This is a genomic window from Kordiimonas sp. SCSIO 12603 (genome assembly GCF_024398035.1).
Taxonomy (GTDB): domain Bacteria; phylum Pseudomonadota; class Alphaproteobacteria; order Sphingomonadales; family Kordiimonadaceae; genus Kordiimonas.
This window is the reverse complement of sequence record NZ_CP073748.1, coordinates 2859666-2886025: the sequence shown is the minus strand read 5'-3', so window position 1 is coordinate 2886025 and position 26360 is coordinate 2859666. Positions and strand designations below refer to the sequence as shown.

Annotated in this window: 22 protein-coding genes; 14 read left to right on the top strand and 8 right to left on the bottom strand. The window is 44.5% G+C overall.

The features are described 5' to 3' along the window. Positions 1-26: 26 nt before the first annotated feature. Positions 27-689 (bottom strand): ChrR family anti-sigma-E factor, encoded by a 663-nt coding sequence (locus KFE96_RS13435; protein ID WP_255833076.1) that lies wholly within the window; start codon positions 687-689, stop codon positions 27-29. Further along, positions 689-1393 (bottom strand): sigma-70 family RNA polymerase sigma factor, encoded by a 705-nt coding sequence (locus tag KFE96_RS13430; RefSeq protein ID WP_255833075.1) that lies wholly within the window; start codon positions 1391-1393, stop codon positions 689-691. The genes KFE96_RS13435 and KFE96_RS13430 overlap by 1 nt, the downstream gene beginning before the upstream one ends. A 132-nt stretch (positions 1394-1525) precedes the next feature. On the opposite strand from KFE96_RS13430, the gene KFE96_RS13425 reads away from it, so the two are divergent. The 5 genes from KFE96_RS13425 to KFE96_RS13405 are packed head-to-tail and all read left to right on the top strand — an operon-like array spanning position 1526 to position 6836. After that, positions 1526-2893: an NAD(P)/FAD-dependent oxidoreductase gene (locus KFE96_RS13425; protein ID WP_255833073.1), complete on the top strand. Its 1368-nt coding sequence runs from the start codon at positions 1526-1528 to the stop codon at positions 2891-2893. Further along, positions 2893-3681 carry a DUF1365 domain-containing protein gene (locus tag KFE96_RS13420; RefSeq protein ID WP_255833072.1) on the top strand — a complete coding sequence of 263 codons (789 nt, stop codon included), beginning with the start codon at positions 2893-2895 and terminating at the stop codon, positions 3679-3681. Before KFE96_RS13425 ends, KFE96_RS13420 begins: the two co-directional genes overlap by 1 nt. 14 nt (positions 3682-3695) lie before the next feature. After that, positions 3696-4913 carry a cyclopropane-fatty-acyl-phospholipid synthase family protein gene (locus tag KFE96_RS13415; RefSeq protein ID WP_255833071.1) on the top strand — a complete coding sequence of 406 codons (1218 nt, stop codon included), beginning with the start codon at positions 3696-3698 and terminating at the stop codon, positions 4911-4913. A gap of 4 nt (positions 4914-4917) precedes the next feature. Next, positions 4918-6195: an MFS transporter gene (locus tag KFE96_RS13410; RefSeq protein ID WP_255833070.1), complete on the top strand. Its 1278-nt coding sequence runs from the start codon at positions 4918-4920 to the stop codon at positions 6193-6195. 41 nt (positions 6196-6236) lie between these two features. Then, positions 6237-6836, top strand: coding sequence for a DUF3833 domain-containing protein (locus tag KFE96_RS13405; RefSeq protein WP_255833069.1), 600 nt, complete (start codon positions 6237-6239; stop codon positions 6834-6836). Here the strand turns inward: KFE96_RS13405 and KFE96_RS13400 are convergent. After that, positions 6777-7523 (bottom strand): SDR family NAD(P)-dependent oxidoreductase, encoded by a 747-nt coding sequence (locus KFE96_RS13400; protein WP_255833068.1) that lies wholly within the window; start codon positions 7521-7523, stop codon positions 6777-6779. The genes KFE96_RS13405 and KFE96_RS13400 overlap by 60 nt on opposite strands. Continuing rightward, a complete protein-coding gene (locus KFE96_RS13395; protein ID WP_255833067.1) occupies positions 7520-8197 on the bottom strand; it encodes a DUF6134 family protein in 678 nt (225 codons plus the stop codon). The genes KFE96_RS13400 and KFE96_RS13395 overlap by 4 nt, the downstream gene beginning before the upstream one ends. A gap of 304 nt (positions 8198-8501) precedes the next feature. Between KFE96_RS13395 and KFE96_RS13390 the strand changes: the two genes are divergently transcribed. The 4 genes from KFE96_RS13390 to KFE96_RS13375 all read left to right on the top strand — a co-directional run bounded on the left by KFE96_RS13390 (position 8502) and on the right by KFE96_RS13375 (position 14276). Beyond that, positions 8502-11279 carry a bifunctional aconitate hydratase 2/2-methylisocitrate dehydratase gene (locus KFE96_RS13390; protein ID WP_255833066.1) on the top strand — a complete coding sequence of 926 codons (2778 nt, stop codon included), beginning with the start codon at positions 8502-8504 and terminating at the stop codon, positions 11277-11279. A gap of 357 nt (positions 11280-11636) precedes the next feature. Then, a complete protein-coding gene (locus tag KFE96_RS13385) occupies positions 11637-12248 on the top strand; it encodes a cytochrome P460 family protein (RefSeq protein ID WP_255833065.1) in 612 nt (203 codons plus the stop codon). Between the two features lie 60 nt (positions 12249-12308). Continuing rightward, complete coding sequence (locus tag KFE96_RS13380) at positions 12309-13265, top strand: cytochrome P460 family protein (protein ID WP_370650593.1); 957 nt, start codon at positions 12309-12311, stop codon at positions 13263-13265. Between the two features lie 108 nt (positions 13266-13373). Continuing rightward, entirely contained in the window at positions 13374-14276 is a 903-nt protein-coding gene (locus tag KFE96_RS13375) for a LysR family transcriptional regulator (RefSeq protein WP_247021167.1), read from the top strand. A gap of 2 nt (positions 14277-14278) precedes the next feature. Here KFE96_RS13375 and KFE96_RS13370 read toward each other — a convergent pair whose 3' ends face one another. Beyond that, positions 14279-15217, bottom strand: a complete 939-nt coding sequence (locus KFE96_RS13370) for a hydrogen peroxide-inducible genes activator (RefSeq protein ID WP_255833063.1) — start codon at positions 15215-15217, stop codon at positions 14279-14281. A gap of 162 nt (positions 15218-15379) precedes the next feature. On the opposite strand from KFE96_RS13370, the gene KFE96_RS13365 reads away from it, so the two are divergent. Beyond that, entirely contained in the window at positions 15380-16018 is a 639-nt protein-coding gene (locus KFE96_RS13365; RefSeq protein ID WP_247021171.1) for a carbonic anhydrase, read from the top strand. A 22-nt stretch (positions 16019-16040) separates the two neighbouring features. Continuing rightward, positions 16041-17690: a SulP family inorganic anion transporter gene (locus tag KFE96_RS13360; RefSeq protein WP_255833061.1), complete on the top strand. Its 1650-nt coding sequence runs from the start codon at positions 16041-16043 to the stop codon at positions 17688-17690. A gap of 59 nt (positions 17691-17749) precedes the next feature. Here KFE96_RS13360 and KFE96_RS13355 read toward each other — a convergent pair whose 3' ends face one another. Next, positions 17750-19261, bottom strand: a complete 1512-nt coding sequence (locus KFE96_RS13355; RefSeq protein WP_255833060.1) for a lipopolysaccharide assembly protein LapB — start codon at positions 19259-19261, stop codon at positions 17750-17752. A gap of 661 nt (positions 19262-19922) precedes the next feature. Between KFE96_RS13355 and KFE96_RS13350 the strand changes: the two genes are divergently transcribed. Further along, the gene (locus tag KFE96_RS13350; RefSeq protein WP_255833058.1) at positions 19923-21167 is read left to right on the top strand and encodes a porin; all 1245 of its coding nucleotides are present in this window, start codon (positions 19923-19925) and stop codon (positions 21165-21167) included. 38 nt (positions 21168-21205) lie between these two features. Here the strand turns inward: KFE96_RS13350 and KFE96_RS13345 are convergent, their stop codons facing one another. Then, a complete protein-coding gene (locus tag KFE96_RS13345) occupies positions 21206-23269 on the bottom strand; it encodes a phytase (protein WP_255833056.1) in 2064 nt (687 codons plus the stop codon). 165 nt (positions 23270-23434) lie between these two features. Beyond that, complete coding sequence (locus KFE96_RS13340; RefSeq protein WP_255833054.1) at positions 23435-24142, bottom strand: YdiY family protein; 708 nt, start codon at positions 24140-24142, stop codon at positions 23435-23437. Positions 24143-24570: 428 nt separating this feature from the next. On the opposite strand from KFE96_RS13340, the gene KFE96_RS13335 reads away from it, so the two are divergent. Both KFE96_RS13335 and KFE96_RS18200 read left to right on the top strand, forming a co-directional pair. Then, entirely contained in the window at positions 24571-25110 is a 540-nt protein-coding gene (locus tag KFE96_RS13335; RefSeq protein WP_255833053.1) for a PAS domain-containing protein, read from the top strand. Continuing rightward, positions 25103-26335 (top strand): methyl-accepting chemotaxis protein, encoded by a 1233-nt coding sequence (locus KFE96_RS18200; RefSeq protein WP_304665230.1) that lies wholly within the window; start codon positions 25103-25105, stop codon positions 26333-26335. Before KFE96_RS13335 ends, KFE96_RS18200 begins: the two co-directional genes overlap by 8 nt. The last annotated feature ends 25 nt before the right edge of the window (positions 26336-26360 follow it).

The window sequence follows — 26360 nt, the reverse complement described above, 5'->3', positions numbered from 1 at the left end:
GCTAATAAGATAGTGGCCAGCTAAAACTACAGCCCAATAAAGGGCTGCATCATCCGACCCATAAGGCTTTGGATGCGGATAGGCGCTTCTGTTACAACAAGACAGATACAGTCCTCGCCTTCGTTGATCATTGGCTGGTGATCACGAATATCTTGGTCTGCTATTTCAATATCCCCAGGCATGAAATCGTGCCCATCCACATTATAGCTACCTCTTAGAATAAGAGTTAGTTCTAAACCATTATGATCATGCTGAGGGATTTTCGTGCCGCCTCTGGCTCTCAGGAGCCATAGTTTTTCGCCTTTTGGACCTGTAGCCAGTTTTACCTGTTTCATGCCGGGCCCCATAATGCGCCATTTTAAATCGTCTAGATTATCATCAAGATAATCTCGTAGGCATTCTGGCAAATCAGTGTCGGTATTTTTTTTCGAACGTATTTTGGGATTGTTGATTGCTTCGGGGAAGCTCTCCAGTTTTGCCATTGTATCTTCTAGCAGAGTTGGAGAAATATCTGCTTTGTCACCAGAGCAAATGATTTCACCACCTATCTCCTCAGCGATATCTATCCTTTTTTGGAGAGCGGGGTGATAATGAGCATGCGAAGCTACTATAAGGGCATGTGCATCAGGTAAGGCGCCTGCCGCATAAGAAACCAACCATTCATCTGAAATAAGGCCATGAGCGTTCATTACCTATCTCCTAACTCTCTACGAAGCGTGTTAAACGCCATTCTTATTCTTGATTTAACAGTACCCAGAGGAATAGATAAACGCTCAGATATTTGAGAGTGTGAAAGTTCTTCAAAGAAGGAAAGTTCAATCACCTGTCTCTGCGCTGCATTTAAATTTACAAGTGCCTTGCCAACCAGGTTTACATCTTGAGCCACTTCAAGTGGCTTATCAGTGCGATCTGCAGCTACTAGATGAGCCATATGATCATCGGCATTTACTTCAGGATACTTTTTCTTGCGCTTTAAATCTATCATGCGGTTCCGAGCTACGCGGAATATCCACGTGGAAAACTTAGCCTTTGATGGATTGAAAAGCGCAGCTTTTTGCCAAAACGTAATCATAGCTTCTTGAGAGATTTCTTCTGCTACTGTGTCGGGAAGACCGTGCTTTAGAAGATATGATTTCAAGCGCGGAGCGAAATGAGAAAATAGCTCTGCAAAAGCAATTTTATCTTTGTTTTCAGCTACACAGCGGGCCAACTCTTCGAAGCTAACGACCGAATTATTATCCAGAGGGGTAATAGGGATCACCTTGCGACTGATTAAATCATCTCTCGTATCATGATGACCTGAAGAGAGATGCCCTGTCAAGGAAGGGGGTGTGTCTTGACAAGGCACCTCTACTCGCGAGGAAACAGGAGATATGATTGCGTTTTGTTTCATGCAGTGGTTACGTGAGAGATCAGTTTTTGGATCACTTAAAATGCAAGAATGATCTAACTAATTCATTCGCCCGTAACGATTTGAAAGAACGAGGGGAAAACCTCCTAGAAGATCGAACGGGAAATTTATTCGATGGAATCTGAACAATCTCATGAGACACAGAAGGGTATCGGGAATAGAATTGCTGTTGTTGGATCCGGTATTTCCGGGCTTTCAGCAGCTTGGCACCTAGCTAAATCGCATGATGTAACCCTGTATGAAGCAAACGATTACCTAGGAGGGCATACGCATACTGTTGAGATAACAGTGGACGGCGTGAAATTTCCTGTAGATACAGGTTTTATAGTTTTTAACCCGCAGAATTACCCCAACCTTACAGCTTTTTTTGACCATCTTGGCATTGAGACACGAGAGACAGACATGTCTTTTTCAGCTTCTATTGATGATGGTAATTTTGAATATGCTGGAGGGGATGGAGGAGGGCTGCTAGCACAGCCGAGTAATATTTTTCTCCCTAAATTTTGGTCGATGATATCTGGAATTCTAAAGTTTTACCGACGATCCGCTAGGTATGCCGATGACAGTGCTTTTAATGATCTAACCCTAGGCGAGTTACTCGAAAGAGAAAAATACTCCAAGGCTTTCATTGAAGGGCATTTAGCCCCTATGGGGGCGGCTATATGGTCGAGCGATAATAATAATATTTTAAAGTACCCCGCTAAGTCTTTCCTGAAGTTTTTTAATAATCACGGCTTAACCCAGATTACTAACCGGCCAGTCTGGCGAACAGTTGTGAACGGTAGCGTTTCGTATGTAAGAGCCATTGAAAAGAAGCTTTCAGGTATCAGTGATATTCGGCTGAACGCAGGTGTTGAAAAGGTTACACCGGAAGGTGAAAAGGTATGTGTGTTTTCTCAGGGAAAGTCAGAGATATTTGATCAGGTAGTTCTGGCCTGCCATTCTGATCAGGCCCGCAATCTTTTGAGAGGCTTTGATCATTTTCAAGATTTGTTGAGACCTCTTCGTTATTCAAAAAATACTGTTGTTCTTCATAGTGATCTATCGTTGATGCCGAAGCGCAAAAAAGCTTGGGCAAGCTGGAATTATATTGGAAGAACAGGGGCTCACACTCAAAGGCCTGCAATCTCATACTGGATGAACCAGCTACAAGATCTACCTGTTAAAACCCCTGTTATTGTAACTCTGAATCCAGACAGGCCAATCGATCCTGATTTAACTTATGGGACATTTGAATATGACCACCCAGTGTTTGACCAAGCTGCTCTGGCGGCAAAGGGTGATGTTTGGTCTTCGCAAGGGCACGATAATATATGGCTTGCCGGAGCATATCTCGGTGATGGTTTCCATGAAGATGGTATCCAGTCTGGTTTGGCGGTGGCCGAAATGATCAGCGGTTTTAGAAGGCCTTGGTCTCGTAAGGATCAAAATAAACGAATTGGCCTTCCCAATCTAATCCCTTTGCATGAAGAGGCGACCTAATGGCTAGCTTATTTGAAGAAGGGCTTTTCCTTGGTCATGTCTGGCATAAAAGACGGCATGTTAAAAAACATGCTTTTCGGTACCCGATTTTTTATTTGATGGTGGATGTTGATCAGCTTGATAAAAAAGAAACAGTGTCAAAGCTATTATCCTATAATCGGACTAATATTCTTTCAGTCTGGAAGCAGGATTATGGGCACGAAAGCGGTGTTGGTTTAAAAGAGCAGTTGTTGAAAGAGAGTGAAAAATTAACGCTACAAGAGTCCATCAACAAAATTTATATGCTAACAATGCCTCGGGTGTTTGGTTACAGTTTTAACCCGATAACGACCTATTATTGCGTGAGTAATTGTGAAGAGCTTGTTGCGATTTTTTACGAGGTTCACAATACGTTTGGCGAACGCATTACATATGGCAGTGCGGTCTCACTTAATGATCGGTCGGGATTGGTAAGCCCACACAGCGCAGATAAAGAACTTCATGTTTCGCCTTTTTTTCAGGTGGAAGGCTCATATAAATTTCATCAAAAACTCTCTCTGAGCTCTCTCTCTTTAGGTATTCAGTATAAAAAGGCAGGGAAGTGTCTTCTGACAGCTCATTTACAAGCTGATAGAAAAAAAATCTCCGCGGCTAATCTGTTTAAAGCCTTAATCCGTATACCTTTCGTGACGCTCAAGACCACAATCGCCATTCATTATGAGGCGGCGAAGATTTGGTTCAAAGGCATTCCTTTTTTCAAAAAGCCAAGTGCGCCTGACAAGCAATATTCTCTGGCTGAAGATAGCTAAACGCAGAGGCTTTTATGGACGGATCACTCGTAAATCACACCGCGGAGCAAAAACTCGAATGGCGAGAAAGATTCTTCGCGTCGATACTTTCTAAAATTCATACAGGTCAGCTGGAAGTGATATTTCCTTCTGGTGCGATGATCACCTTTGTAGGTGTAGCTAATGATCCTACTTTTTCAAAGGTAGCTCAAATGCACATTCATTCCTGGTCAGCAATTAACAGAGCAATGAGTAGTGGTGCTTTGGGGTTAGGGGAAGGCTTTACAGAGGGCGAGTGGTCTTCTAACGATCTGACGTACCTTTTGAGTTTACTTGCATTGAATATGGAAGCTCTGGAAAGTAAATTGCCGTCCTTTAAAGGCGTTAAATTTCTTAACAAACTAAGACACTTATTGAACCGAAACACCAAAGCCGGTAGCCGAAGAAATATCTCTTACCACTATGATTTAGGGAATGACTTTTACAAACTCTGGCTTGATAAAACCATGTCTTATTCTGCGGCCATTTTCAAAGATGATCAGCATTCCCTTGAGGCAGCACAGAAAGAAAAATATGCGAGACTGGCGAGAGAGTTAAACATACAGCCAGGTGATAGAGTTCTTGAAATAGGCTGTGGTTGGGGTGGTTTTGCTGAATACGCGGTTTCTGAAATTGGCTGTGAAATTGATTGTATAACTTTGTCAAAGGAACAGCTTGCCTTTGCTGAACAGCGCTTGGCCAATGCGCCTGGCGGCGAAAACGCTTCCTTCTCTCTTACAGACTATAGAGATGTACAGGGGCAATACGATAAAATTGTATCAATTGAGATGTTGGAAGCAGTAGGTGAAGCTTTCTGGCCACAGTATTTCGAGAAGATAAAGTCACTTCTGAAATCGGATGGTAAGGCTGGTATTCAGGTAATAACCATCGATGATCAGCGCTTTGAAACATATAGAAAAGGTGCTGACTTTATTCAGAAACACATTTTCCCGGGCGGTATGTTACCTTCAGATAAAGTATTTAAAACACAAACTGGTAGTGCGCAAATGGAAGTGCACGATGAGTTTGATTTTGGTCTTGATTATGCCCGCACTCTTGCATGCTGGCGAGCAGACTTTTTAGAGCAGCTACCCGCAGTAAAAGAGCAAGGGTTTGATGATCGTTTTGTCAGGATGTGGCTCTTTTATCTCGCTTATTGTGAAGCTGGTTTTCTACAAAACACAATAAGTGTTAAGCAATACGTCATTGGCTGAGCCAATGAAAAGGCAAAAGCATGGCTTCTTAACACTGGTTGCGTATGGGTTTCCGGCGTTTGTAACCTCTTTTCCATTGGTTCCGTTCGCAGTGTATCTCCCGGCTTATTATGCTGAAGATAAGCAGTTGGGTTACATTGCGGTGGGGATTGCTCTTTTTCTGTCTCGGCTGATTGATGTTATAAGTGACCCAATTGTTGGATATTTGAGTGATCGCTTCAGCCTGTTAAATAAACGCAGGCAAGGTTGGATGGTTTTTGGGGCGGCAATTGCTGCTCTAGCGCTTTTCTTTATTACACGCCCACCAGAGATTGTTTCTGTAATTTATCTAGGGGCCTGGTCCGCAGTTTTATATATTGGTTGGACAATGGTGATGGTGCCTTACATGGCGCTTGCTGCGGATTTAGCGAAAAGTTATGCAGAAAATACACGGTATGTAATGTTCCGAGAGGTGTTCTCACTTTTTGGAACCTTGTTTGCGATTTCCCTGCCATTCCTTATGGAAGGGGCAGCACTTGAAAACATAACTACTGTTGCGTTTCCTGTTGGTTTGATAGCTTTTTTAGGCGTGTGGTACTTAGTACCAACTCCCAAGTTTGATGCAGCAAATAGCAGTGTTTCCTATGAGGATATAAAAAATATTCTTCAGGTACCTTTTACCAGACGTTTGTGTTTGGTTTGGTTTTTAACGGCTACGGCAAGTGCCGTACCTGCAGCACTGTTTCCAGTCTATGTGACAGAAGTTTTGGAAGGAAGTGACACCGAGCAGGCGTTTGTGATCTTTATCTATTTTATAGCTGCGGTACTAGGTATGCCATTTTTTTCCTGGGTTGCTAAAACATACCTGAAACATAAGGTTATGGCCGTTGGTATGTTGGCCGTGAGTATCATATTCCCGGCTGCTATTTTCATGTCTCCGGGCGATGTTACCGGTTTTGCTATTGTTTGCTTTCTTACAGGTTTTGCTCTTGCTGCTGAGTTACTTCTTGGCCCTTCAATGTTGGCTGATGCATCTGAGCTTTATAGTAAGAAATATGGCTCGCGGTTTGCTGCGCTACACTTTGCTATTTGGGGTGTGATATCAAAAATCGCCTTTGCTGTTGCCATTCTGTTGGCATTTGGTGTGCTTGAAGTTTTGAGCTCTTTTCTAAATGGTTCAGCATATGCCTTTGCTGTCGCAGTCCTGTATGCGGGGCTTCCTGCCTTGATAAAATTACCTACCGTGAGGCTGCTTTATACGGCTCCATTTACCATAAAAGATCGTGATCTAGTACAATGCTAAAGTCGTAGAAAAACCAATGAAAACAAGTGGGAGCACGCAATATGCGCGGTCTTCGTATTTTCGGGCTAACAAGCCTAATTCTTTGGTTATCTGCGTGTGGGGCAAACATGAATGTGCAAGATTTTAAAAGCAACCAACCAGATTTTGTACTCGAGGAGTATTTCCTGGGCAGCACTAAAGCCGTCGGATTATTTGAAGATAGATTTGGGAATGTTCGGACCCAATTTACCGTCGATATTACAGGAAACTGGGATGGTGAAACCCTAATCTTAAAAGAAGACTTTCGATATATCGACGGCTCGACCGAATTCCGCCAATGGGATATCCAGAAAACAGGCCCGGTGACATACACAGGTACTACACAACAAATAATCGGTGTTGCAGAAGGGGTGATTTCAGGGAACGCCTTCAACTGGAAATATAAATTCAATTTGAAAGTGGGCGATAGCATCTGGAAAGTAAAGTTCGATGATTGGATGTTTTTGCAGCCAGATGGCACGCTTTTAAACAAAGCGACGGTTTACCGTTGGGGATTTAAGATTGGTACTGTGTTCCTTACTTTTACAAAGGAAGAAGCACAGTTAGCGCATCACCTTTCTAGCCACAGCGAAGTAAGCCCAATTCGGCAAAATATTCAATAATTTCATAATTAGTGCAAACGGAGTAGGGAAGGCGATTTCAAATGCCTTCTTCTCCAGCCCGTTGATAATTATTTCTACTGCATCTTCTACATCCATCAGGAATGGCATTGAAAAATCGTTTTGATCAGTAAGTGGTGTTTTGACAAAACCTGGGTTGATGAGTTTAAGGTCAATATTATCGGATTTAAGGTCTTCTTTAAGAGATTCTGAAAAGGCTATCAATGCAGCTTTGGAAGCCGAATAAGCACTCGCGTTCGGAAGACCCCGATATCCAGCCACACTTGCAACGATGGCAATTTGACCAGCCTTACTTTCGCGCATCGCTGGCAGGATAGTTTCCATACAATTCAGCACACCCATATAGTTCACATCCATAATTTTTCCGTGTTCTTCGGCGTTTAACGTTGCTGCAGGTGTCGGGAAATAAGTACCGGCGTTCAGGATAGCTTTATCGGGGGTGCCAAGATGTTGAACCAGCCAACCATAGGCTTGTTCTATATCCGATTGATTTGTGACATCAGCGGAGAAGATATACAGGGAACCTTTTAAATTCTCTGCGTCTTTTCCAAGCTGTTTTAGTTTGTCCGCAGAACGGGCTGTTGCGAAAACTGTCGCCCCGTTTTCGCAGTATTTTAAGGCGAGGGATCTGCCAATACCAGTGCTGGCTCCTGTAATCCAAATAATCATGATGCTTTAATCCTTGGGGTGTTTCTACAGTCCACACACCTAAATTCTATTTTACTACCATCGGAGTGTTTGAAGGTCATACCTATCCAATTTTTATCATCGTCATAGCGGGTGTTAATATTGAGTTCGCCGACGATTGAATATTCAGTGAATTCTTTGCTCCATATGCGATCAGCGACAGAGATTTTGTTTAATTCACCAGTTATCGTGTTGAATAGGCTGGGTTGCATAACCGCGGATGAATTCCAGTGATTAGTTGTGTAAAACGCATAAGGAATATTGATAGCATTTTCGAGGGTTTCGCCATTTGTGCTTTCATCAACAGCACTGGTCGCTGATTTTTTGCCGTTGTCGTTTACACGTGTATTAACGGATTTGAGTTTACCATCCACCCATGTTTCATGGGATTGATATGTGTATTTGTAAGCGGTGATAAAAAGAAACTTAACCTTCATTTGTGTTTCAGCAAATACAGATAGTTCAGCACCATTTTGTTTAAAACAAATCATGTGTGAGCCGATTTTCTTGTTTTTACGGTAGACATCATATGTATTTACCGATGAAGTGCTCATACAAGTTTCGGCTTTCAAATGATTGTCACTTGCTAAAAGATTGGTTGAGGGTGAAAGGGCTAGACAAAAGGTCAGAACGCTCAACGGCCTAATATAGCTCACGAATTATTTCCTTTTAGCAAATTACGTTTTTACAGTTATTTTCTTTACGCTGGTAATGTTGAACGGTTCACAAAACATTTCTTCCTTTTGATGTTGTTTTCATTACGTCACTCTCATTTTCTGACGGGAGCAGCGATATTCCTGTGTTTTATGGTTGCTACCCTTGACAGGAAACAGATTGAACTATCTTGCAACTCAGCGACTGTTGAAATACTATGCGCGCAAACCGCTTATATCCGGTTCGTCAGGCCCCTCTGCGAGCCGAGTTTCAAGTTCCACTCAATACTTGTTTGTCAGGATAGCCATGAGTTTGTACACAGAATACCTTGATGAGATCGAAACCAGAAAATTACAGGGCCTAAATCCAAAGCCGATTGAAGACGCTGCCCTAGTAAATGAACTTATCTCTCAGATTAAAGATACTTCAAATGAACACAGAAAAGCTTCCCTTGAGTTTTTCATATATAATACTCTGCCGGGTACAACGAGCGCGGCTGGTGCAAAAGCGGCATTCCTGAAAGAGCTTATTCTTGGTGATGCTACTGTTGAAGAAATTTCAACAGAGTTTGCGTTTGAGCTTCTTTCACACATGAAAGGTGGCCCATCTGTTGAAGTTCTTCTTGATCTGGCGCTGGGTGCTGATGCAGCTATTGCGGCACAAGCTGCAGATGTTCTGAAAACTCAGGTTTTCCTTTATGAAGCTGATACAGATCGCCTGGCAGCAGCTCACGCTGAAGGTAATGCGGTTGCGAAAGATATTCTGGAAAGCTATGCGAAGGCTGAATTCTTTACAAAGCTCCCTGATATCGAAGAAGAAATTAAGGTTGTTACTTATATTACCGCGGAAGGCGATGTTTCTACTGACCTTCTTTCTCCAGGTAATCAGGCACACTCACGTTCTGACCGTGAACTACACGGTAAGTGCATGATTTCTGAAGCAGCGCAGGTTGAAATTCAGGAACTTCAAAAACAACACCCAGATGCACGCGTAATGCTTGTTGCGGAAAAAGGTACAATGGGTGTTGGTTCATCTCGTATGTCGGGTGTAAACAACGTTGCACTTTGGACTGGTAAGAAGGCAAGCCCATATGTTCCGTTTGTAAACATTGCTCCAATTGTTGGCGGTACAAACGGTATTTCCCCAATCTTCCTGACAACAGTTGGTGTGACAGGCGGTATTGGTATTGATCTGAAAAACTGGGTGAAGAAGCAGGACGCAGATGGCAATACTGTTCTAGACGGTAATGGTGATCCGGTTCTTGAGCAAACTTATTCTGTTGATAACGGTACAGTTCTAACCATCAATACCAAAACGCAGAAGCTATATAACGAAGCTGGTGAAGAGCTTGTTGATATTTCTTCTTCGCTTACACCGCAGAAGGTTGAGTTTATCAAAGCTGGTGGTTCTTACGCGATTGTATTCGGTAAGAAACTACAGAGCTTTGCGGCGACAACACTGGGTGTTGATATGCCAGCTGTGTTCGCAGCATCTAAAGAAATTTCAAATGAAGGCCAAGGCCTGACAGCGGTTGAGAAAATCTTCAACAGAAACGCTGTTGGCGTATCTTCAGACGCTGATCTGCACGCAGGTTCAGATGTGCGTGTGAAGGTAAACATTGTTGGTTCACAGGATACAACAGGTCTGATGACATCGCAGGAATTGGAAGCGATGGCGGCGACAGTTATTTCGCCGAAAGTTGATGGTGCTTACCAATCTGGTTGTCACACTGCTTCTGTTTGGGATGTGAAAGCGCAGCGCAACATTCCAAAGCTCATGAGCTTCATGAATAAATTCGGCCTTATCACAGCGCGTGATCCTAAAGGCGAATATCACGCGATGACAGACGTAATCCACAAAGTGCTTAATGACATCACAGTGGATGATTGGTCTGTAATTATTGGTGGCGATAGCCACACACGTATGTCTAAAGGCGTGGCATTCGGTGCAGATTCCGGCACAGTAGCTCTTGCGCTTGCGACAGGTGAAGCAACAATGCCGATCCCTGAATCTGTGAAGGTTACTTTCAAAGGTACTATGCCAGATTACATGGATTTCCGTGATGTTGTGCATGCAACACAAGCGCAGATGTTGAAGAAGTTCGGCGAAAACGTATTCCAGGGCCGTGTGATCGAAGTACATATTGGTACGCTACTAGCTGACCAAGCCTTTACCTTCACTGACTGGACAGCGGAAATGAAAGCGAAAGCGTCTATCTGTATTTCAGAAGATGCAACACTTATTGAATCGCTTGAAATTGCTAAGAGCCGTATTCAGATCATGATTGATAAAGGCATGGAAAATGAGGCGAAAACGCTTCAGGGCCTTATCGATATTGCAGACAACCGTATTGAAGAGATCAAGTCCGGTAGCCGCCCAGCGCTAACGCCAGATGCAGATGCGAAATACTTTGCTGAGGTTACTGTAGATCTGGATGAAGTTGCAGAACCAATGATCGCTGACCCTGATGTAAACAATGCAGATGTATCGAAGCGTTACACACACGATACAATCCGCCCGGTTTCATACTATGGCGGCGATAAGAAGGTTGACCTTGGTTTCGTTGGTTCTTGTATGGTGCATAAGGGCGATATGAAAATTATTGCGCAGATGCTGAAGAACCTTGAGAAAGAGGGCGAAGTTAAATTTAGCGCGCCGCTCGTGGTTGCTCCTCCAACCTACAATATCGTTGATGAGCTGAAAGAAGAAGGCGACTGGGCTGTTCTTCAGAAGTATGCTGGTTTTGAATTCAACGATGATGCGCCAAAGAATAACGCACGTACTGAATATGAAAATATTCTCTACCTGGAACGTCCTGGCTGTAACCTATGTATGGGTAACCAGGAAAAAGCTGCGAAAGGTGATACTGTGATGGCTACTTCTACACGCCTGTTCCAAGGCCGTGTGGTGGAAGATTCTGAAGAGAAAAAAGGTGAATCCCTTCTTGCTTCAACACCTGTTGTAGTGCTTTCAACTATCCTTGGTCGTACGCCAAACATGGATGAATATAAAGCTGCGGTAGACGGTATTAACCTTACCAAGTTCGCACCACCACTTGCGAAACCAGCTCTACGTCATAACTAAATAGAGTTGCCGTTAGGCACCTAAATTTATAAAGCCTCAACCTATTGGGTTGGGGCTTTTTTGTTGGCTATAAAAACAGATATTCTTTTTACATATTACTTTCTAAGTTAACCAAAAGAGCATGTAGAGCGGCGTCAAGTCTACTCCAAGAATAAACACTATACACTTTTGGTATAGCCTTTTTCACGATCATGTTATTCAAAAAATACTAATTATTATAATGCCTTAATTAAAATTATAGCTGAGGTTGAGCAACAAAAACTCTGTTCTGGCCTATATGGACTTCGTCGTCCTTTTCTCCGAAATTATTGAAGCTGTTTAAAAGAACATGCCGTGAATTTTAGGAAAGGGGTAAAGATGAAACCGTTTTTAAAAACCGCAGGTACGGTAGTTACGATTGCCGCTGTTATGGGGAGTGGGCTCTATGCATACTCCGATACGCTTCCAAAAGATAGTTTGGCCAAGTTTGCTGATACAGGCGAAGTTTATGCCCCTAAAAACTGGCGCGAGTGGGTTTATGTTGGAACACCACTTACCCCCAATGCGCTGAATGGTGGGGAGGCACCGTTTCCTGAATTTCACAATGTATATGTGGAGCCTAAAGCTTTTGCTTATTACCAAAAGCATGGTGCGTGGCCAGAAGGCACTCAGATTGCCAAAGAGCTTACGATGATCCGCAAAAGTGAAAATGGTAACTTTGAAGATGGTTCCTCTCAGGAAGTAAGCGGCAGAGGATATTTTCAAGGCGAGTTTACCGGCCTTGAGCTAACAGTGAAAGATAATAAGCGTTTTAAGGATGAGCCAGGCGGTTGGGCATACTTCAGTTTTGGCCACCATGCACCGCCTTATGCAGAAAAAGCGAAGGCATTTCCAACAGATAGTTGTAATGCGTGCCATGAAGCAAGTGCAGCAGATGATTGGGTATTCACTCAATATTATCCAGTGTTGCGCGACGTAAAGAAGAAATAACTACGTGTCCCTGACAAAAGGAGAAAAACCGTGAGAAAGAGGTCTGTCAGACTGATTTCGATGATTGGGTTTGGCTGCGCTTTTGCGCTAGCCGGATTGGCACATTCCTATGGGACCTCTCAAACCACATCGATGCCTTCCAATCACACGGCCACCCCTACATTTTCTCCCTTTGTCGACCATAAGGGAAACATTAGTTTCCCTTATGGTTTTAAATCATGGCAGCACCTTGGAAGCTGGGCAGTGATTGGAGAAGAACGAGGCGAAAGTTCTCTTCATAATGTCTATGCCTCTGAAGGTGCTGCTGAAGCTTACATTGTCACAGGCAAATTTCCTGATGGAACAGTGTTGGTTAAGGATGTTGTCTCGGCTTCTAATGCGGAACATACCACTGGCAATGCTTATTGGGCCGAAAAACCCGCTGTACGATTTGTGATGATCAAAGATAGTATTGGGAGGTTTTCCAATAATGCCCTTTGGGGTGATGGTTGGGGATGGGCTCTGTTTCAAGGTGACGATACTAAAAATCAGGTAGCAACTGGCTACCGTGATGACTGCCTTGGGTGCCATGTTCCTGCAAAAGAGAATGATTGGGTTTATGTGTATGGCTACCCGGCACTTGGTGAAAGTGTGAAAAACTTCTCGCCGCTTGCTAAAAAGGAAATGGATGCAATGACGGGGGCCATGTCTCGAGCAAAAGAAAGTGCAGAGCGATTAGCTCTTGGCGAAAGGATTTTCGGGCAGTGCAAGGCTTGCCACTCAACAGTGAAGGGTAAACATAAAGTTGGCCCATCCTTAGCTGGACTTGCAGGAAGAAAGGCGGGATCCGCTGAAGGGTACAGTTATTCAAAAGCAATGAAAGCCGCTGAATTCAGTTGGGATGAAAATACACTGGATATGCATTTGAGCGATGTAAGTGGCTTTGTTCCAGGAAATAAAATGGCGGTGCTATTCCGGCGTAATATCTCTGAAGCGTCCACTCGGCGGGTATTGATTGAGTACCTGCTTACATTATGACGCTAATTCTATTAAAGCAGACGCGGTGAGAATAAAATCCAGCGTTTATCTGAACAAGATGAAATGATATATTTGCAAAGGGGGAACCAGTTGCGAGGGCAAATTTGTATGGATGTTGAGCAAGTCAGAACTTTTTTAGTGTTGGCACAAGAGCTGAACTTTTCTCGGGCCGCTGAGATATTAAATGTGAGCCAGCCGACAGTTAGCAGAACTATTGGCTCTATTGAATCCCAGTTAGGTGGCCTCTTGTTTAGGCGGGAGCGGGGGAACTCGCACCTTACTGAACTTGGTAAATTGGTACTGCCGTATTTTGAAGAGATTGAAACCAATGCGGGGAATTTGGTTGAAGTCGCTCGAAAATATAAGGCGCTGGAAAAAACACCAGTATCTGTTGGGCTTATGTGTACGATTGGGCCAGAACGGTTGATCTCTCTTATCGCAAAGATCAGAGAGTTATTTGCCGGTGTTGAAGTTTCAATCACTAACGGGAATGCACGCGCACTACAGGAAATGCTGAATGACGGCAAGTTAGACCTTGCTATCTGCGGGCGTCCTAAAGGCTTTGATGAACGTTTCCACGCTGTGCCGCTTTATCAAGAAAAGGTTATGGCCGTTCTTCATCAAGAGCATCCTCTCGCAGCGCGAAGTTTTGTAGATCTGGACGATCTGGATGGCTTGCCCTGTATCGAACGCACTGGATGTGAGTTTTCCGTGCAGGAAGGAAACTTCCTTCTGGAGAAGGATATTCATCTGGACCGGATATTCTCGAGCGATAGAGATGATTGGATTCAGTCAATGATAAGGGACGGCATCGGCATGTCTTTGATGGCTGAATCTGCTGTATTCCTGCCTGATCTGGCTGTTAGGCCTATTCCCGGATTACCCTTTACCCGTGAAATTCAGATGGTGACTGTGCGGGGCAGGATGCATTCAGCTGGTATTGGTGCGGTATTGCAAGCTGCAAGACAAGCCTTCCAGGTACAGCGACAAACCTTCACACCACCTGAGTAGTTTTAAGGTTGGGATACTTCCAGATAATCGTTCAATTTAGTGCTACAAAGAGACCTAATAAAGGACGCAAGTTCTTTATATAGGTTTCGTTGCGCGGCGCTTGGCCGCCAAGCCAGAACAACTTCACGATCTGTTGGAGATTCATTCAGCTTCAAAACTGATACATCACTTCTTGGGTCAATCTCAGACCGTACATAGAGCGACGGGAGGAAGGCTAGCCCGATACCTGTACCAATCATCTGCCGTACTGTATCAAGGCTTGTACCTTCGTAATCGCGCATGATTCGTGCGCCATATTTATTCGCCAGCGCCTGCATTTGTTCGAACAAACGGTGTCTTTCTTCAATAGCAAGCAGTCTTTCGTTGGCGATATCGCCTGCTCGGACTATCTTTCGTTGAACCAATTCATGGTCTGGGGCGGCACATAATTTAAAGGGTTCTCTAAACAAAGGTTCAGCCGTAAGCCCTGTAACCTCCATTGGTAGTGTGGTGAGAATCAGGTCAAATCGGCCGTCAAGTAAACCGTTTTCAAGATCTCGTGGGGGCTCTTCGCGAACATATAAACGAAGCGTTGGGTAAGCTGCATGAATATCTGGAATAACATCTGGCAGGAAATATGGGCCCAAAGTTGGTGGTACGCCTAGGCGGTGAATACCTGCGCCGCTGTCCAGTGAAAAGCGCGCAACATCGCGGATAGACTTAACTTCATCAAGCAGCGTTTCGATATGCGGTAGCATGGAACGAGCTGCAGCTGTAGGTAGGGCACCAGTTCTGGAGCGCTCAAGCAGTGTTAGGCCGAGGTTTTCTTCGAGTGCCGCAATCTGTGCGGTGATAGTAGGTTGTGATACCCCTAACGTGAGCGCAGCTTGCCGAAAACTCTTCGTCATCACAACACAGTGTAGGTATTTCAACTGTTTGATGGTGGGTTGACCAACGTTCATCGCTTTTGAGCCTTAAGTTTAGGTGATAGTATTTATCTATCGTATATTCGCTAAAATAGCCAATTGTTTTTACATCGCCCTCAACCTAAATACCGAAAATGGTATGAAGTAACATTTTATAAATGGGCCAAAGAACCCTAGTTGTAAAATTATGAGGTAGACATGGAAAAGATTGTAGACGGCGTTTTGAAGTTTAAAAACGAAGTTTTCCCAGAACATAATGGACTGTTTAGTGAGTTAGCGACAGGCCAAAGCCCTGAAGTATTGATGGTGACATGTGCGGATAGCCGGATTGATCCTGCTATGATTACGCAAACAAATCCTGGCGATCTTTTCATTTGTCGTAATGCAGGGAATATTGTTCCGGCATACGCTGCAGGTGGTGAAAGCAATACAGCATCCATTGAATATGCGGTGGCAGCTCTTGGCATTAAAGAGATTGTTGTGTGCGGTCATACGGATTGTGGTGCTATGAAAGGCGCGATGAATACAGAAGCGCTTACAGCACTTCCACATGTATGTGGCTGGCTTACACACTCTGATGCGGCGGTTAAAGTTGCGAAGGCAAACAAGCCTGACGCTGAAAACCCAGAACTTCTTCGCGAAGTGATTGAACAAAACGTTGTTCTGCAGCTTCAGCATCTGAAAACACACCCATATGTAGCTGAAGCTATGGCTGCAGGTAAACTCCGCCTGCACGGTTGGGTTTATGATATCGGTGAAGGTTCTATCTACGCTCACAACGAAAATTCAGGCTCTTTCGAGCTTCTATCGCAGCAAGCTGCGGTGGCTGCTGAATAAGCATTGCGCAAAGGATTAAACGATGAGTTTTATCAATACATCTAATCTGCGCGGCGATGTTATGGGCGGTCTAACCGCCGGTATCGTTGCGCTTCCTCTTGCTCTCGCCTTTGGTGAGGCATCAGGCGCTGGACCAATTGCTGGTCTTTACGGCGCTATTATTGTTGGTTTCTTGGCTGCTCTATTTGGTGGCACTGGTAGCCAGATTTCTGGCCCGACAGGCCCTATGGTTGTTGTATTTGCCGGTGTTTATGCCAGCCTGGGCGGTAACCCAGCGCTTGTATTCTCTGCGGTAGTACTCGCGGGTTTGCTTCAGATCGCTTTCGGTTTGATGAAAGTCGGCCAGCTTATCCGTTTGGTGCCATACCCTGTAGTGTCAGGTTTTATGAGCGGTATTGGTGTGATTATTATCGCGCTGCAAACGTCCCGGTTGTTTGGTCATGAACCTTCTTCCAGTGGTACAATTGCTGCTCTTGAGGCTATTCCTGGTGCGGTTGCTGACCCTAATCTGACTGCTCTTGCTATTGGTGTTGTAACGCTTGCTATCGTATTTATGTGGCCTAAAAATCTTGGCAAGATTGTACCAGCGCCGCTTGCTGCACTTGTAGTAGCTACAATTATCAGTATTGCCTTTGAGGGTGCGCCAATTCTCGGTGATGTACCAACTGGTCTGCCTTCATTCATTCTGCCAGCTTTTGAAAAAGACTCTGTCCTAATCGTTCTTGAAGCAGCTTTCCTTCTGGCTCTTCTTGGCGCGATCGATAGTCTTCTAACATCTCTTGTTGCAGATAACATGACCCGTACTCGCCACAACTCAGATCAAGAACTTATTGGTCAGGGTATTGGTAACTCTGTTGCTGGCCTATTCGGTGGTGTGCCGGGCGCTGGTGCAACAATGCGTACCGTGATTAACATCCGTTCTGGTGGACAGTTCAAAATCTCAGGCATGGTTCATGGTTTGATCCTGCTTGCGGTTGCTCTTGTTCTAGCGCCGTTTGCCTCACTTATTCCGCATGCCGCTCTTGCTGGTATCCTGATTAAAGTTGGTAATGATATCATTGACTGGAGCTACCTGAAGCGTGCACACCGTGGTCCGCGCTGGGATCTCATTCTTATGGCTCTCGTACTTGGCCTGACAGTGTTTGTAGACCTTATCACAGCTGTTGCTGTGGGTGTTGTTCTTGCGGCTCTTGCTTTCATCAAACAGCTTTCTGAAGAACAGCTTAAGCGCCTGAATGTTACAGAGCGCGAAATCGAAAGTGATGAAGAACGTGCGCTGCTTGCTAGCTCAAATGGTGCAGTAACACTGTTTGATTTCGGTGGCCCACTAAGCTTTGGTGCTGCTGCTGATCTTGGTCACCATGTGCGTGAGAAAGCCAACGGTAATGCGAAGGTTCTTATCCTTGATTTTGAACGTGTGCCTTTCCTTGATCTATCTGCAGCGAAAGCGGTGGAAACAATTGTGGAAGATGCTTCAGCTCTCGGGAAGACCCTGTTTGTTTCTGGTGTGAACGAAGATGTGGATAAAGTGTTGCACGGCCTTGAGGTTGCGCCGCTTATCCCAGATGAGAACTGGTTCAAAGATCGCCGTTCAGCGCTTACACAAGCGGTAGCTACTGTGGAAAAGATAAAAGCTGACCTGCCTGAAAGTGCAGCTACAGCTACGAGCTAATTAAATCTTTCACTTAGCCTTAAAGGCCTCGGCAATGCCGGGGCCTTTTTTTATGGATGTTAGACAGATGCTTTTTCAGCCAGTTTGCGCTCTACCATACGGCCAAAGGCATCTTTAATAGCCTGCATATGCGGGATCATATAGTGGAAGGTTTTAGCGTGATCAAAGCTGTGGCGCATCGCGGGGTTAAGTTCAAAGATGAGAATGTCACCATTAGGCATCAGGGTAAGGTCTAAACCCCAGAAATCAAGCTGCACAATATCCTGGAGAGCTTTAATACGGTTATAGATTTCCTCGCCAATAACTGAAGGTGGGTTGTTTAGAAATTTTTGTTCCCGTTCCAACATCCAATCATAAGATTTCATGAAAGTTTTTCGGTTGCTACCGTGAACATTCCAAACCTGATCTGTATGGTAGACAACAGGGTAAAGCGTGCCATCAATACAGAAGAAGCGGATTTTGGAGTAATGCCCTTCATCTGATTTGTTTTCTATATATTCAATGGCGTAAAGCGTGGCATCTTCTTGAAGGGCTAACAGATAGGCTTCAAGGGCACCTTTATCTTCAAGAAGCTCTGTTGAGACAGCAGTATGTGTGCCTGTTTGGCGAATAATGAAGGGAAAGCTATAGCCAAGTGCCAGAATAGCTTCGGCAATTTGGGCTACATCTTTTTCAATATCGCTTTTTCTGACCTCAATCCGTTCTGTTTTTGCAAACCTTACACCGGGGATTTCATTCAAGCGCCTGTAGTTACTGTCCCGGGTTGTTTCTTTGACCATATGGGGAGCGTTGATGACAGGGATACTTGGATGTTCCTCAAGAAAGGTTTCCAGTGTTTCCAGAGAGCGCAGTTCTAAATCCGGGTCGGCAATATCATTCAGTATCAAGTTAAAGGGCTTTGACGGAGCAGTTTTATCCTTCAGGATGTTTTCATCCAGTATCGTATAATGATTGGTATCATATCTTTGATCCTCCAGAAGATGATCAAGCATATAATGTCCACCTTTACGCACGCGCTTGAAATCGCCGTTGTTACGCCTGCCGATAACATATCTGGTATTCTCATACCCGTAGGTGATTAGAAGCTTCCCTGCAGGCTCTTCAAGGCCAGACCCAGACGCAGGGATAAAGTTTTCGCCGCACCTCCTGAGAAAACTTTTCATATACCACTGAGCTGGTTTGATGCCGTCGTTCTTTTCTATAAGAGCCGCGATCGTTGCATGAGAATTGTGATCTTCTGGATAAGTTTCCAAAATATGCTGACAAGTTTGTTCTAGTATCTCAAATTCGCCTTGAGCAAGGAGTGCAGAACAAAACTGATGCCATACATGCAGCGGCTTTTCTGTAAGATCTGCCGCCAATTCAAACTGTCTGCACGCCAAAGCCGTTTGCCCTGTTTGTGATAACAGCTCCCCGTATTTAATCAGCACGGCAACCAATGTCTCCTGCGCGATGCCGGGTTTTGCTTCAAAGCCTATATCCGCTAGTTCATGCTGGATATAAAGCTCTGTAACCTTCTTATCCAGTGGCGAGGCCGCGGGAGTGGTCTTTTTGAAAAATTTTGAAAACATAAGGCCAGTTAAATTTGCTGCGTTCGCTGAATGGTGCGCGTCGAGGAAGGATTAGTCAAGAATAGGAAAATTATTAAGAATAAAAAAGCTCGCTACCGGAATTGAAAATGGCGTGGGGGACAACGTTATCGGTAGCGAGCTGAAAGTATGAAACTCAGAACATAAATTAGGGAGGTAGCGAAAGATCAAGTGGCGGTGCAGCTGGTGTGGTGGGGATGTCTGCCTTCCGTGGTGGGGAGGAAGTTACCACCTGGTCTTTCGCTGTGGCTAATTGCTTACATTCTTTTTCTTTATTCTCCGGTTTTGAGGAGCCAACTGAAACCTTGGAATACGGCCCTACGGTTGGTTTCAGCTGACTCTCTACTCGGTTATAGTGCCCATCGCACTCTGCTGATTGTTTGATCTATGCTTTGCAAGAGGTGTGCAAGTATGCCATTTTTGGGTGTGTTTTTGTAACCTTATGTATTTGTTGTATTTTTAGTATAAGTTTATCATTTGTTGAAAAATACTACTTTTGCGAAATGCGACTAAGTGTTGCAATATGCATTAATGGTTGCATTTTTAGACAGTTGATTGGGTTCACGCTTTCTTTATTATCAATGATTAGAAGAAATTATTGTTGGTTGTTAAGAATTGAGAAAAATAATGCTCGGTGGGAACAATGAAACGCGAAATTTCTTCAGGTTATCTTTCTATAGCTGCTCTATGTGTTGTGGGAGGCACAGCGTCTGTGCAAGCACAGAGCGATGTTGATGCAAGTTTACATGGTTTGGTAAATGCCCGGCTTTCTTTTGCAGATAGCGAGAGATCAATTTTCGATGGTGGCTTCGGTAAGCTCCGGTATGGCGGGGACGGTGAAAACGGTAACGAACGTTTCCGAATAGCTGAAATTGCTTTAGTCGGTCGCCTTAAGTTTGGAGATGGCTTTACAGTTCACGGTCATATTCAACATAACCCTGATCAATCGTCAGAAGTTGATATTGTAGAAGCTTACCTTCGCTACAAGCCTGTTCAGTTGAGGCAGTGGCAATATAGCGTACGCGCGGGGGCTTTCTTTCCTCCAGTGAGTTTTGAAAACGAAGGTCTAGCTTGGGGTAATAAATATACCATTACCAATTCTGCGGCGAATACATGGATTGCAGAAGAAATCAGGCCAATTGGTGCGGAATTTACTGCAGAGTATAAAGGGGAAACCCTTAACGCTGAGATACAAGCTACGATCTTTGGCGGTAATGATAGAGCAGGGGATGCTCTAGGCTTCCGCGGGTTTACCTTGAATGATAGCAAGATTGGGCTTTTAGGTGATCTGCCAATTGCAGATATTGAAGGTGTCCGGTCTGACCGAGTTAACCGTCCATTTGTGGAAACTGATGCCAGACCTGGCTTTGCGCTCGGCGTGAATTTGACCAGGCCCGGCCTTGGTGAGCTTCGTTTGTATGGTTATGATAATAGGGCAAATAGCCGACAGGTAGGTTCAGAAGGGCGTTTGTGGGAAGCGCGCTTTATTAATATAACCGCGAAGCCTGAACTGCCAGACGACTGGACAATTATTGGGCAATTCCAGTTTGGTGAAACCAAGGTACAGCCGACAGAGGATGAAAGCTCCTTCTTTGGTACGAATTTTACAACAGGTTCTTTACTTGTAGCGAAAGAGTTTGGTCGTGTTCAGCTTGCTAGTCGGATTGAATTTTTTGATCAGAACGATCCATCAACCATTGCAACTACACCACCACTTGCAGAAGATGGTTGGGCATTGACCACTGCGATTAAATATCGCGCGTCAAAGCATCATATTGTTTCCGCAGAATACCTTTATACAAGCTCTGATCGTGCAGGCGGTTTTGAGAATACACCAATCAGCCAGCGGGAAAACCTGTTGCAGATTAACTATCAATTCCGTTTTTAAATGAAAAAGCCCGGCTGATAAATGGCTGGGCTTCTCTTTTATCTGCGAGGTGACCAACCTGAGTGTAATTCAAGGTTCAGGGCATCAGCGATTTTTTTAAAATCAACCAGTTTGAAATTCTGCTTTTCAGCAGGCATCACATTCCGACCATCTTGTGCGATGAACAGGCCATGTGGGAATGCTTCGCCAAGAGGCGTACTGATAACATCAAGGCCGTCCGTCTCAGACGATCCATCAATTCCTGAAGCTATATCGCCAATAACGCTGTAGCTGCCGCGATATGTATAGGGCGCCTTACGGTCAAACACTGCATAGCTGTTGTTACCCTGACTTGATTGAATGAGATATCCGTCCCCATTTGCGCCGTAATAGATAGAGACGCCTTCTAGGTCATCCTTTAAGGCTTTGTTGCTCGCGATACTGGTGACTTCAGTGCGGGCATCGCCTGCATTTGGTTCCGCCCCGTAAGCCCATAGAGCAACATCTTCTTCGGCTTGGAAGAGGATACCGTTATCATCGTCAGCTACACAGCCCTCGGCGGTTGAGCCAACGTTAAATTCACGCACCTGTTTTGTAGCAACCTTTCCATTTTCTGAAGCTTCGAGCTCCCACTGACGCACCATGCCTTCTTTTTCATTGATAAATACATAGGTTTTGCCAGTTTCCGTACTTTGATACATGCAAAGCCCGTATGGGTCTTCCATCCGCGTTGGTTGAGGGCCATCCGCTATATCTGATAGCATACCAGTTTCTTCATTCATTCGGTATAGAGCAATCGAGCGATTTGCACGGTTACTGGCAGCTAAAATAGTTGCTTTTTCACCATTCAAATCAAAGCCGTAGCGAATGTCTACGTTGTTCATTTTACCGTCTGCCAGATACTGGTGTACTTTTCCGTCCAGCGTGTAGCTATAAAGGCCGCCTTGCTTGTTTGTACCTATAACGAGGCTGAGAGCGGGATTGCTTGGATGCACCCAAATGGCTGGGTCATCAGCAGCATCACCGCCGTGCTCAACCGGAGCAGTTTCTACATTGGCTGTTACAGTAGCAATATTGCTGGTGGCGGAGATTGGGTTTTGGATGAGCTCTGTTTTCTTAGAAAAGGCTGAATGGATATCACTTAGTTTGGCGAACTTAAAGTTTGTACGATCTTCTCCGTTATCATCATCAGCCACAACGAGAGTATCAAGGAACGTAGAGGCAAATAGACCCTGAGCTGCTTCCACGGCATCAACCGTTTCTGTACTCGTTAGAGCAATAGCACCTAGGAAATTATGATCATTATTGATGTCATAGGCATTGAGAGTGTTATCTGCCACATTGGAGGCAAGAAGAATAGCAGTACCATCGTTAGGCCGTGAAATGGCTAGGCCAGCCACTTCTTCTGAAAGATTGCCAAATTTCACCACATCTACAAAACTTGGGGCGGTAGAACCTTCAGGTGCTGCATCAAATGCCCAGATGCCAATTTCTTCTTCTGCAACGTATAAAGTTTCTGTCATTGGATCGATGACACAGAATTTAGGTTCTGTGCTTACCTTCAGGGTGCGAACTAAGGTGCCTGTGAGAACATCATATTTCTGTTTTGCAAGCTGCCAGTGTTCAATAAAACCATCTTCACCAAGGGTATAGACATAGCTATTACCGTCTCTGGTGCTTTTGTAGGAGCAGATGTTCTCTATTCGCCTGTTGCTTTCGATGGTACTGAAATTGGTGGGTTTAAGGTTGCCAGCTTGTGGATTGACATTATACGTGTGAACCCTGTTGTACTGGCCGTCCAGGCTGATGATAAGGTCTCGGCCTTCTTCATAATCTTTGATAATGTCTATCGCGGTATAGGCACGACCACTGGCCCGAAACTTACGTTTGCCGTTTGCTTCGTACATTTCAATGGCATCATCAACAGCCGCAAACATGAGGGATTGTTTAGGTTGCTCCCTATTTTCCCAAAGAACGGCGGAAAGGGCAGTGCCAGCAGACGGTGTGCTTTCACCTGAAACTGGAATACTAATGACATCAGTTGTTTCTTCTTTTGGTGCTTCAGGTGTGCACGCTGTGATAAGTGCACAGAAAGCTACAGACATAAATAATTTAGAAGACATGCTAATTCCCACATATAGCAACAGCGTATCACGCATCATTGGTTTGACAGTGACATTAAGGAATTATGTTTCAATAATATTGCAGAGCATAATGTTTCTTGCGTTTTGCAAAAAAAAGCCTGCACAAAAGGTGTGCAGGCTTTAATGATCTTTATGTATCTTTTCCTAGAAACCGTAGCTTAGGCCTGCGCGGAAAATAGTATCTGTTTTCCGGCGATCTGCTGGAGCATCATTATCATAGCGAATATCATAGGATAGTTTGCTGGATAGTGCTTTGGTAATTTTAAACTGAATTGCAGATTTGTTTTCAATCAGTGTACGGCCACCAAGGTTGATCTCGGTGATGTTTTTGAAGGTTGTTGTATCTGTGATTTTCCAGTTCAATGTACTGCGGCCAAGAGCTGCATAATTTGTCACGTAATCTTCGCCAGAAAGGTTCTGTGTAAAGATAACACTTGGCGCAGCTTCTAGAGTAAGGTCAAAGTTTTTCTTAGTGATGGCTTTGTAACCCAGACCGGCATTAGCTGAAAAACGCTGACGGAATGAACCAAACTTGTCATTGTCATAAGCAACAGTTGCTGTGAAAAATAGCTTTTCTGAGAAATCATACGCAAGGTTATAGTCTGCACCAAAACGCTCGCGGTCTGTTTCACCACTGCTTTTGTTGAAATCATAATAACCGCCAACTGTGTGACGGAAAAGGCCTGATGCATATGTTGCCTTACCTGACAGACCAAAAGAAGTCTGCGATGTGTTACCGGATGTAACGAGAGCATTAACATCTGCATTGCCTGTCCAGCCTTCTGAATCCTGAGCTAGAGCCACTGGGGAAAGGGCTGTGCTTAGAAGTGCTGCTGCAAAAATTGTCTTCATTGTCTTGTTCCGCTTCATATTCGCATGAAAAGTTGCAACTAGGTAGCGAGGGTGCAGATAAAAGGAAAGGCTAAAGAAACCGCCATTTTAAACGGTGTTGTATTTTTTTTCTAAAATCGCCGATTAGCGCCAAAAGTGTGGCTTTCTCACAATAGTGAGAGCTATTCACATAGTTTTCGGTAAGGAGCAATGGGGGGTGGAAACAGGTTTAACAAGGAATGCGGCGCCGTGTCGCAGCGCACAAGGTAACCAGCTGGTGGGGTTATGTTTTCTGAAGCAATCATGCTTTTGTACAACCTTGAATTATATAGTAATTTCAATGCGTAAACATAAAATTAACCCTTCAGGGCCTATTCTCTCAACCGCTCGATATATGCACGGCGTATTGTGCATGAAATAGTAGGTACAAAGTTCTGTGGGGAACGTAAATGACAAAGCGTAATATTGTTCCGACAGGCGAGGAAATCGCCTTCGGTGAACACGAAATTATTGTCTCAAAAACAGATACAAAAGGGCGTATCCTCTACGCAAACGATGTTTTCTGTAAAGTTGCTGAAATGCAGACAAACGATGTAATCGGTCAACCGCATAGCATTATCCGCCATCCAGATATGCCGCGCGCAGTTTTTAAACTTCTCTGGGATAAAATCGCAGCAGGCGAAGAGGTGTTTGCCTATGTGAAGAATATGTCTTTCACCGGTAAATATTATTGGGTTTTTGCTCACGTGACACCGAGCTTTGATCATGCGGGCCGTATCTCTGGATATCATTCCAATCGCAGGAAGCCTAGACCAGTAGCGTTGGAAGCAATTAAGCCAATTTATAAAGCGCTTCTTGATGAAGAAAAGCGTTATAAAAACCGAACTGAAGGACTAGAGGCTAGCTATAAACTCTTAGAAGATACTTTGGCACACGCTGGTCAGACATACAGTGAGTTCGTTTGGGGTGCAGGAGGTGCACATGTTTAATTTCTTTAAAGCAAATACGCCTGAACCTGTGAATGCCGGCATGGCAAAGCGCTTGGAAGAGGCTGAAGCTGAACTTGCCCTATATAAAAAGGCTTTTGCCACGGTTTCAGAAGTTGCAGTATCCGCGGGTAAAGGGAATTTCGAAGCCCGTATCATTGATTGGGATGAATATGGTGATTTATCTCCGGCGCTGAATGATATTAACCATATGCTTGATATGTCTGATGCTTTCGTGCGTGAAGCAGGTGCTGCGCTTGAACATGCGGTTGACGGGAAATATTATCGCCAATTTTTGCCGCAAGGCATGATGGGAGCTTTTGGTCGTGGAGCTGAAATTATCAATCAAGCCCGCGAAAATATGATGATTGCCGAGCAAACAGACACAAACCGCAAAAATGAACTCGCGAAGAGCTTTGAAGAAGCAATCCTAACTGTTGTGGAAACTATTCAGGCTGCTGTTTCTCAAACTAGATCTGCTGCGGATGCCTTGCTTGCAAGTGCTCAGGATACCCAAGATCGTTCTGCAAGTGTTTCCGGTGCTGCCAGCGAAGCTGCGATGAATGTTCAAACTGTAGCATCTGCAGTGGAAGAAATGTCTGCTTCTGTGAATGAAGTAGCACGCCAGGTTGGAACATCGTCCGAGCAGGCCTCCACAGCGCATCAGGAAGCAACTTCCGCTTCTAGTACCATTAATGAACTACGGGAATCTTCAGAGACAATTGGTAAGGTTGTCAGCTTGATCAATGATATCGCTGAACAAACGAACTTGCTTGCGCTTAATGCGACGATTGAAGCTGCCCGCGCGGGTGAAGCTGGTAAAGGTTTCGCGGTGGTTGCTAGTGAGGTGAAATCTCTGGCTCAGCAAACAGCAGCTGCAACAGGTGAAATTGGCCAGCAGGTTCAGTCTATCCAGGAACGTACGCTTACTGCCGTTAATGCTGTAGAGGGGATTAGTAAGTCAATAACCTCACTGAATGATATTTCTGGTATGATTGCGTCAGCTACTAGTGAACAGTCCAGTGCTACTATGGAAATCAGTCAGAATGTTCAGGAAGCTTATCAAAGCACACAGCTTGTATCTACGGATATTCAGGATGTGCGCGAGACTTCTGAAAGCACGATCAATTATGCAAACGACCTCTCTGGCGCAGCGATGAGCCTGGATCAGAGCACTAAGTTACTTCGAGAGCAGGCGGACAGCTTTATGAAAGCCATTATGAACTAGTAGATACATAATTTGTGACCATTGG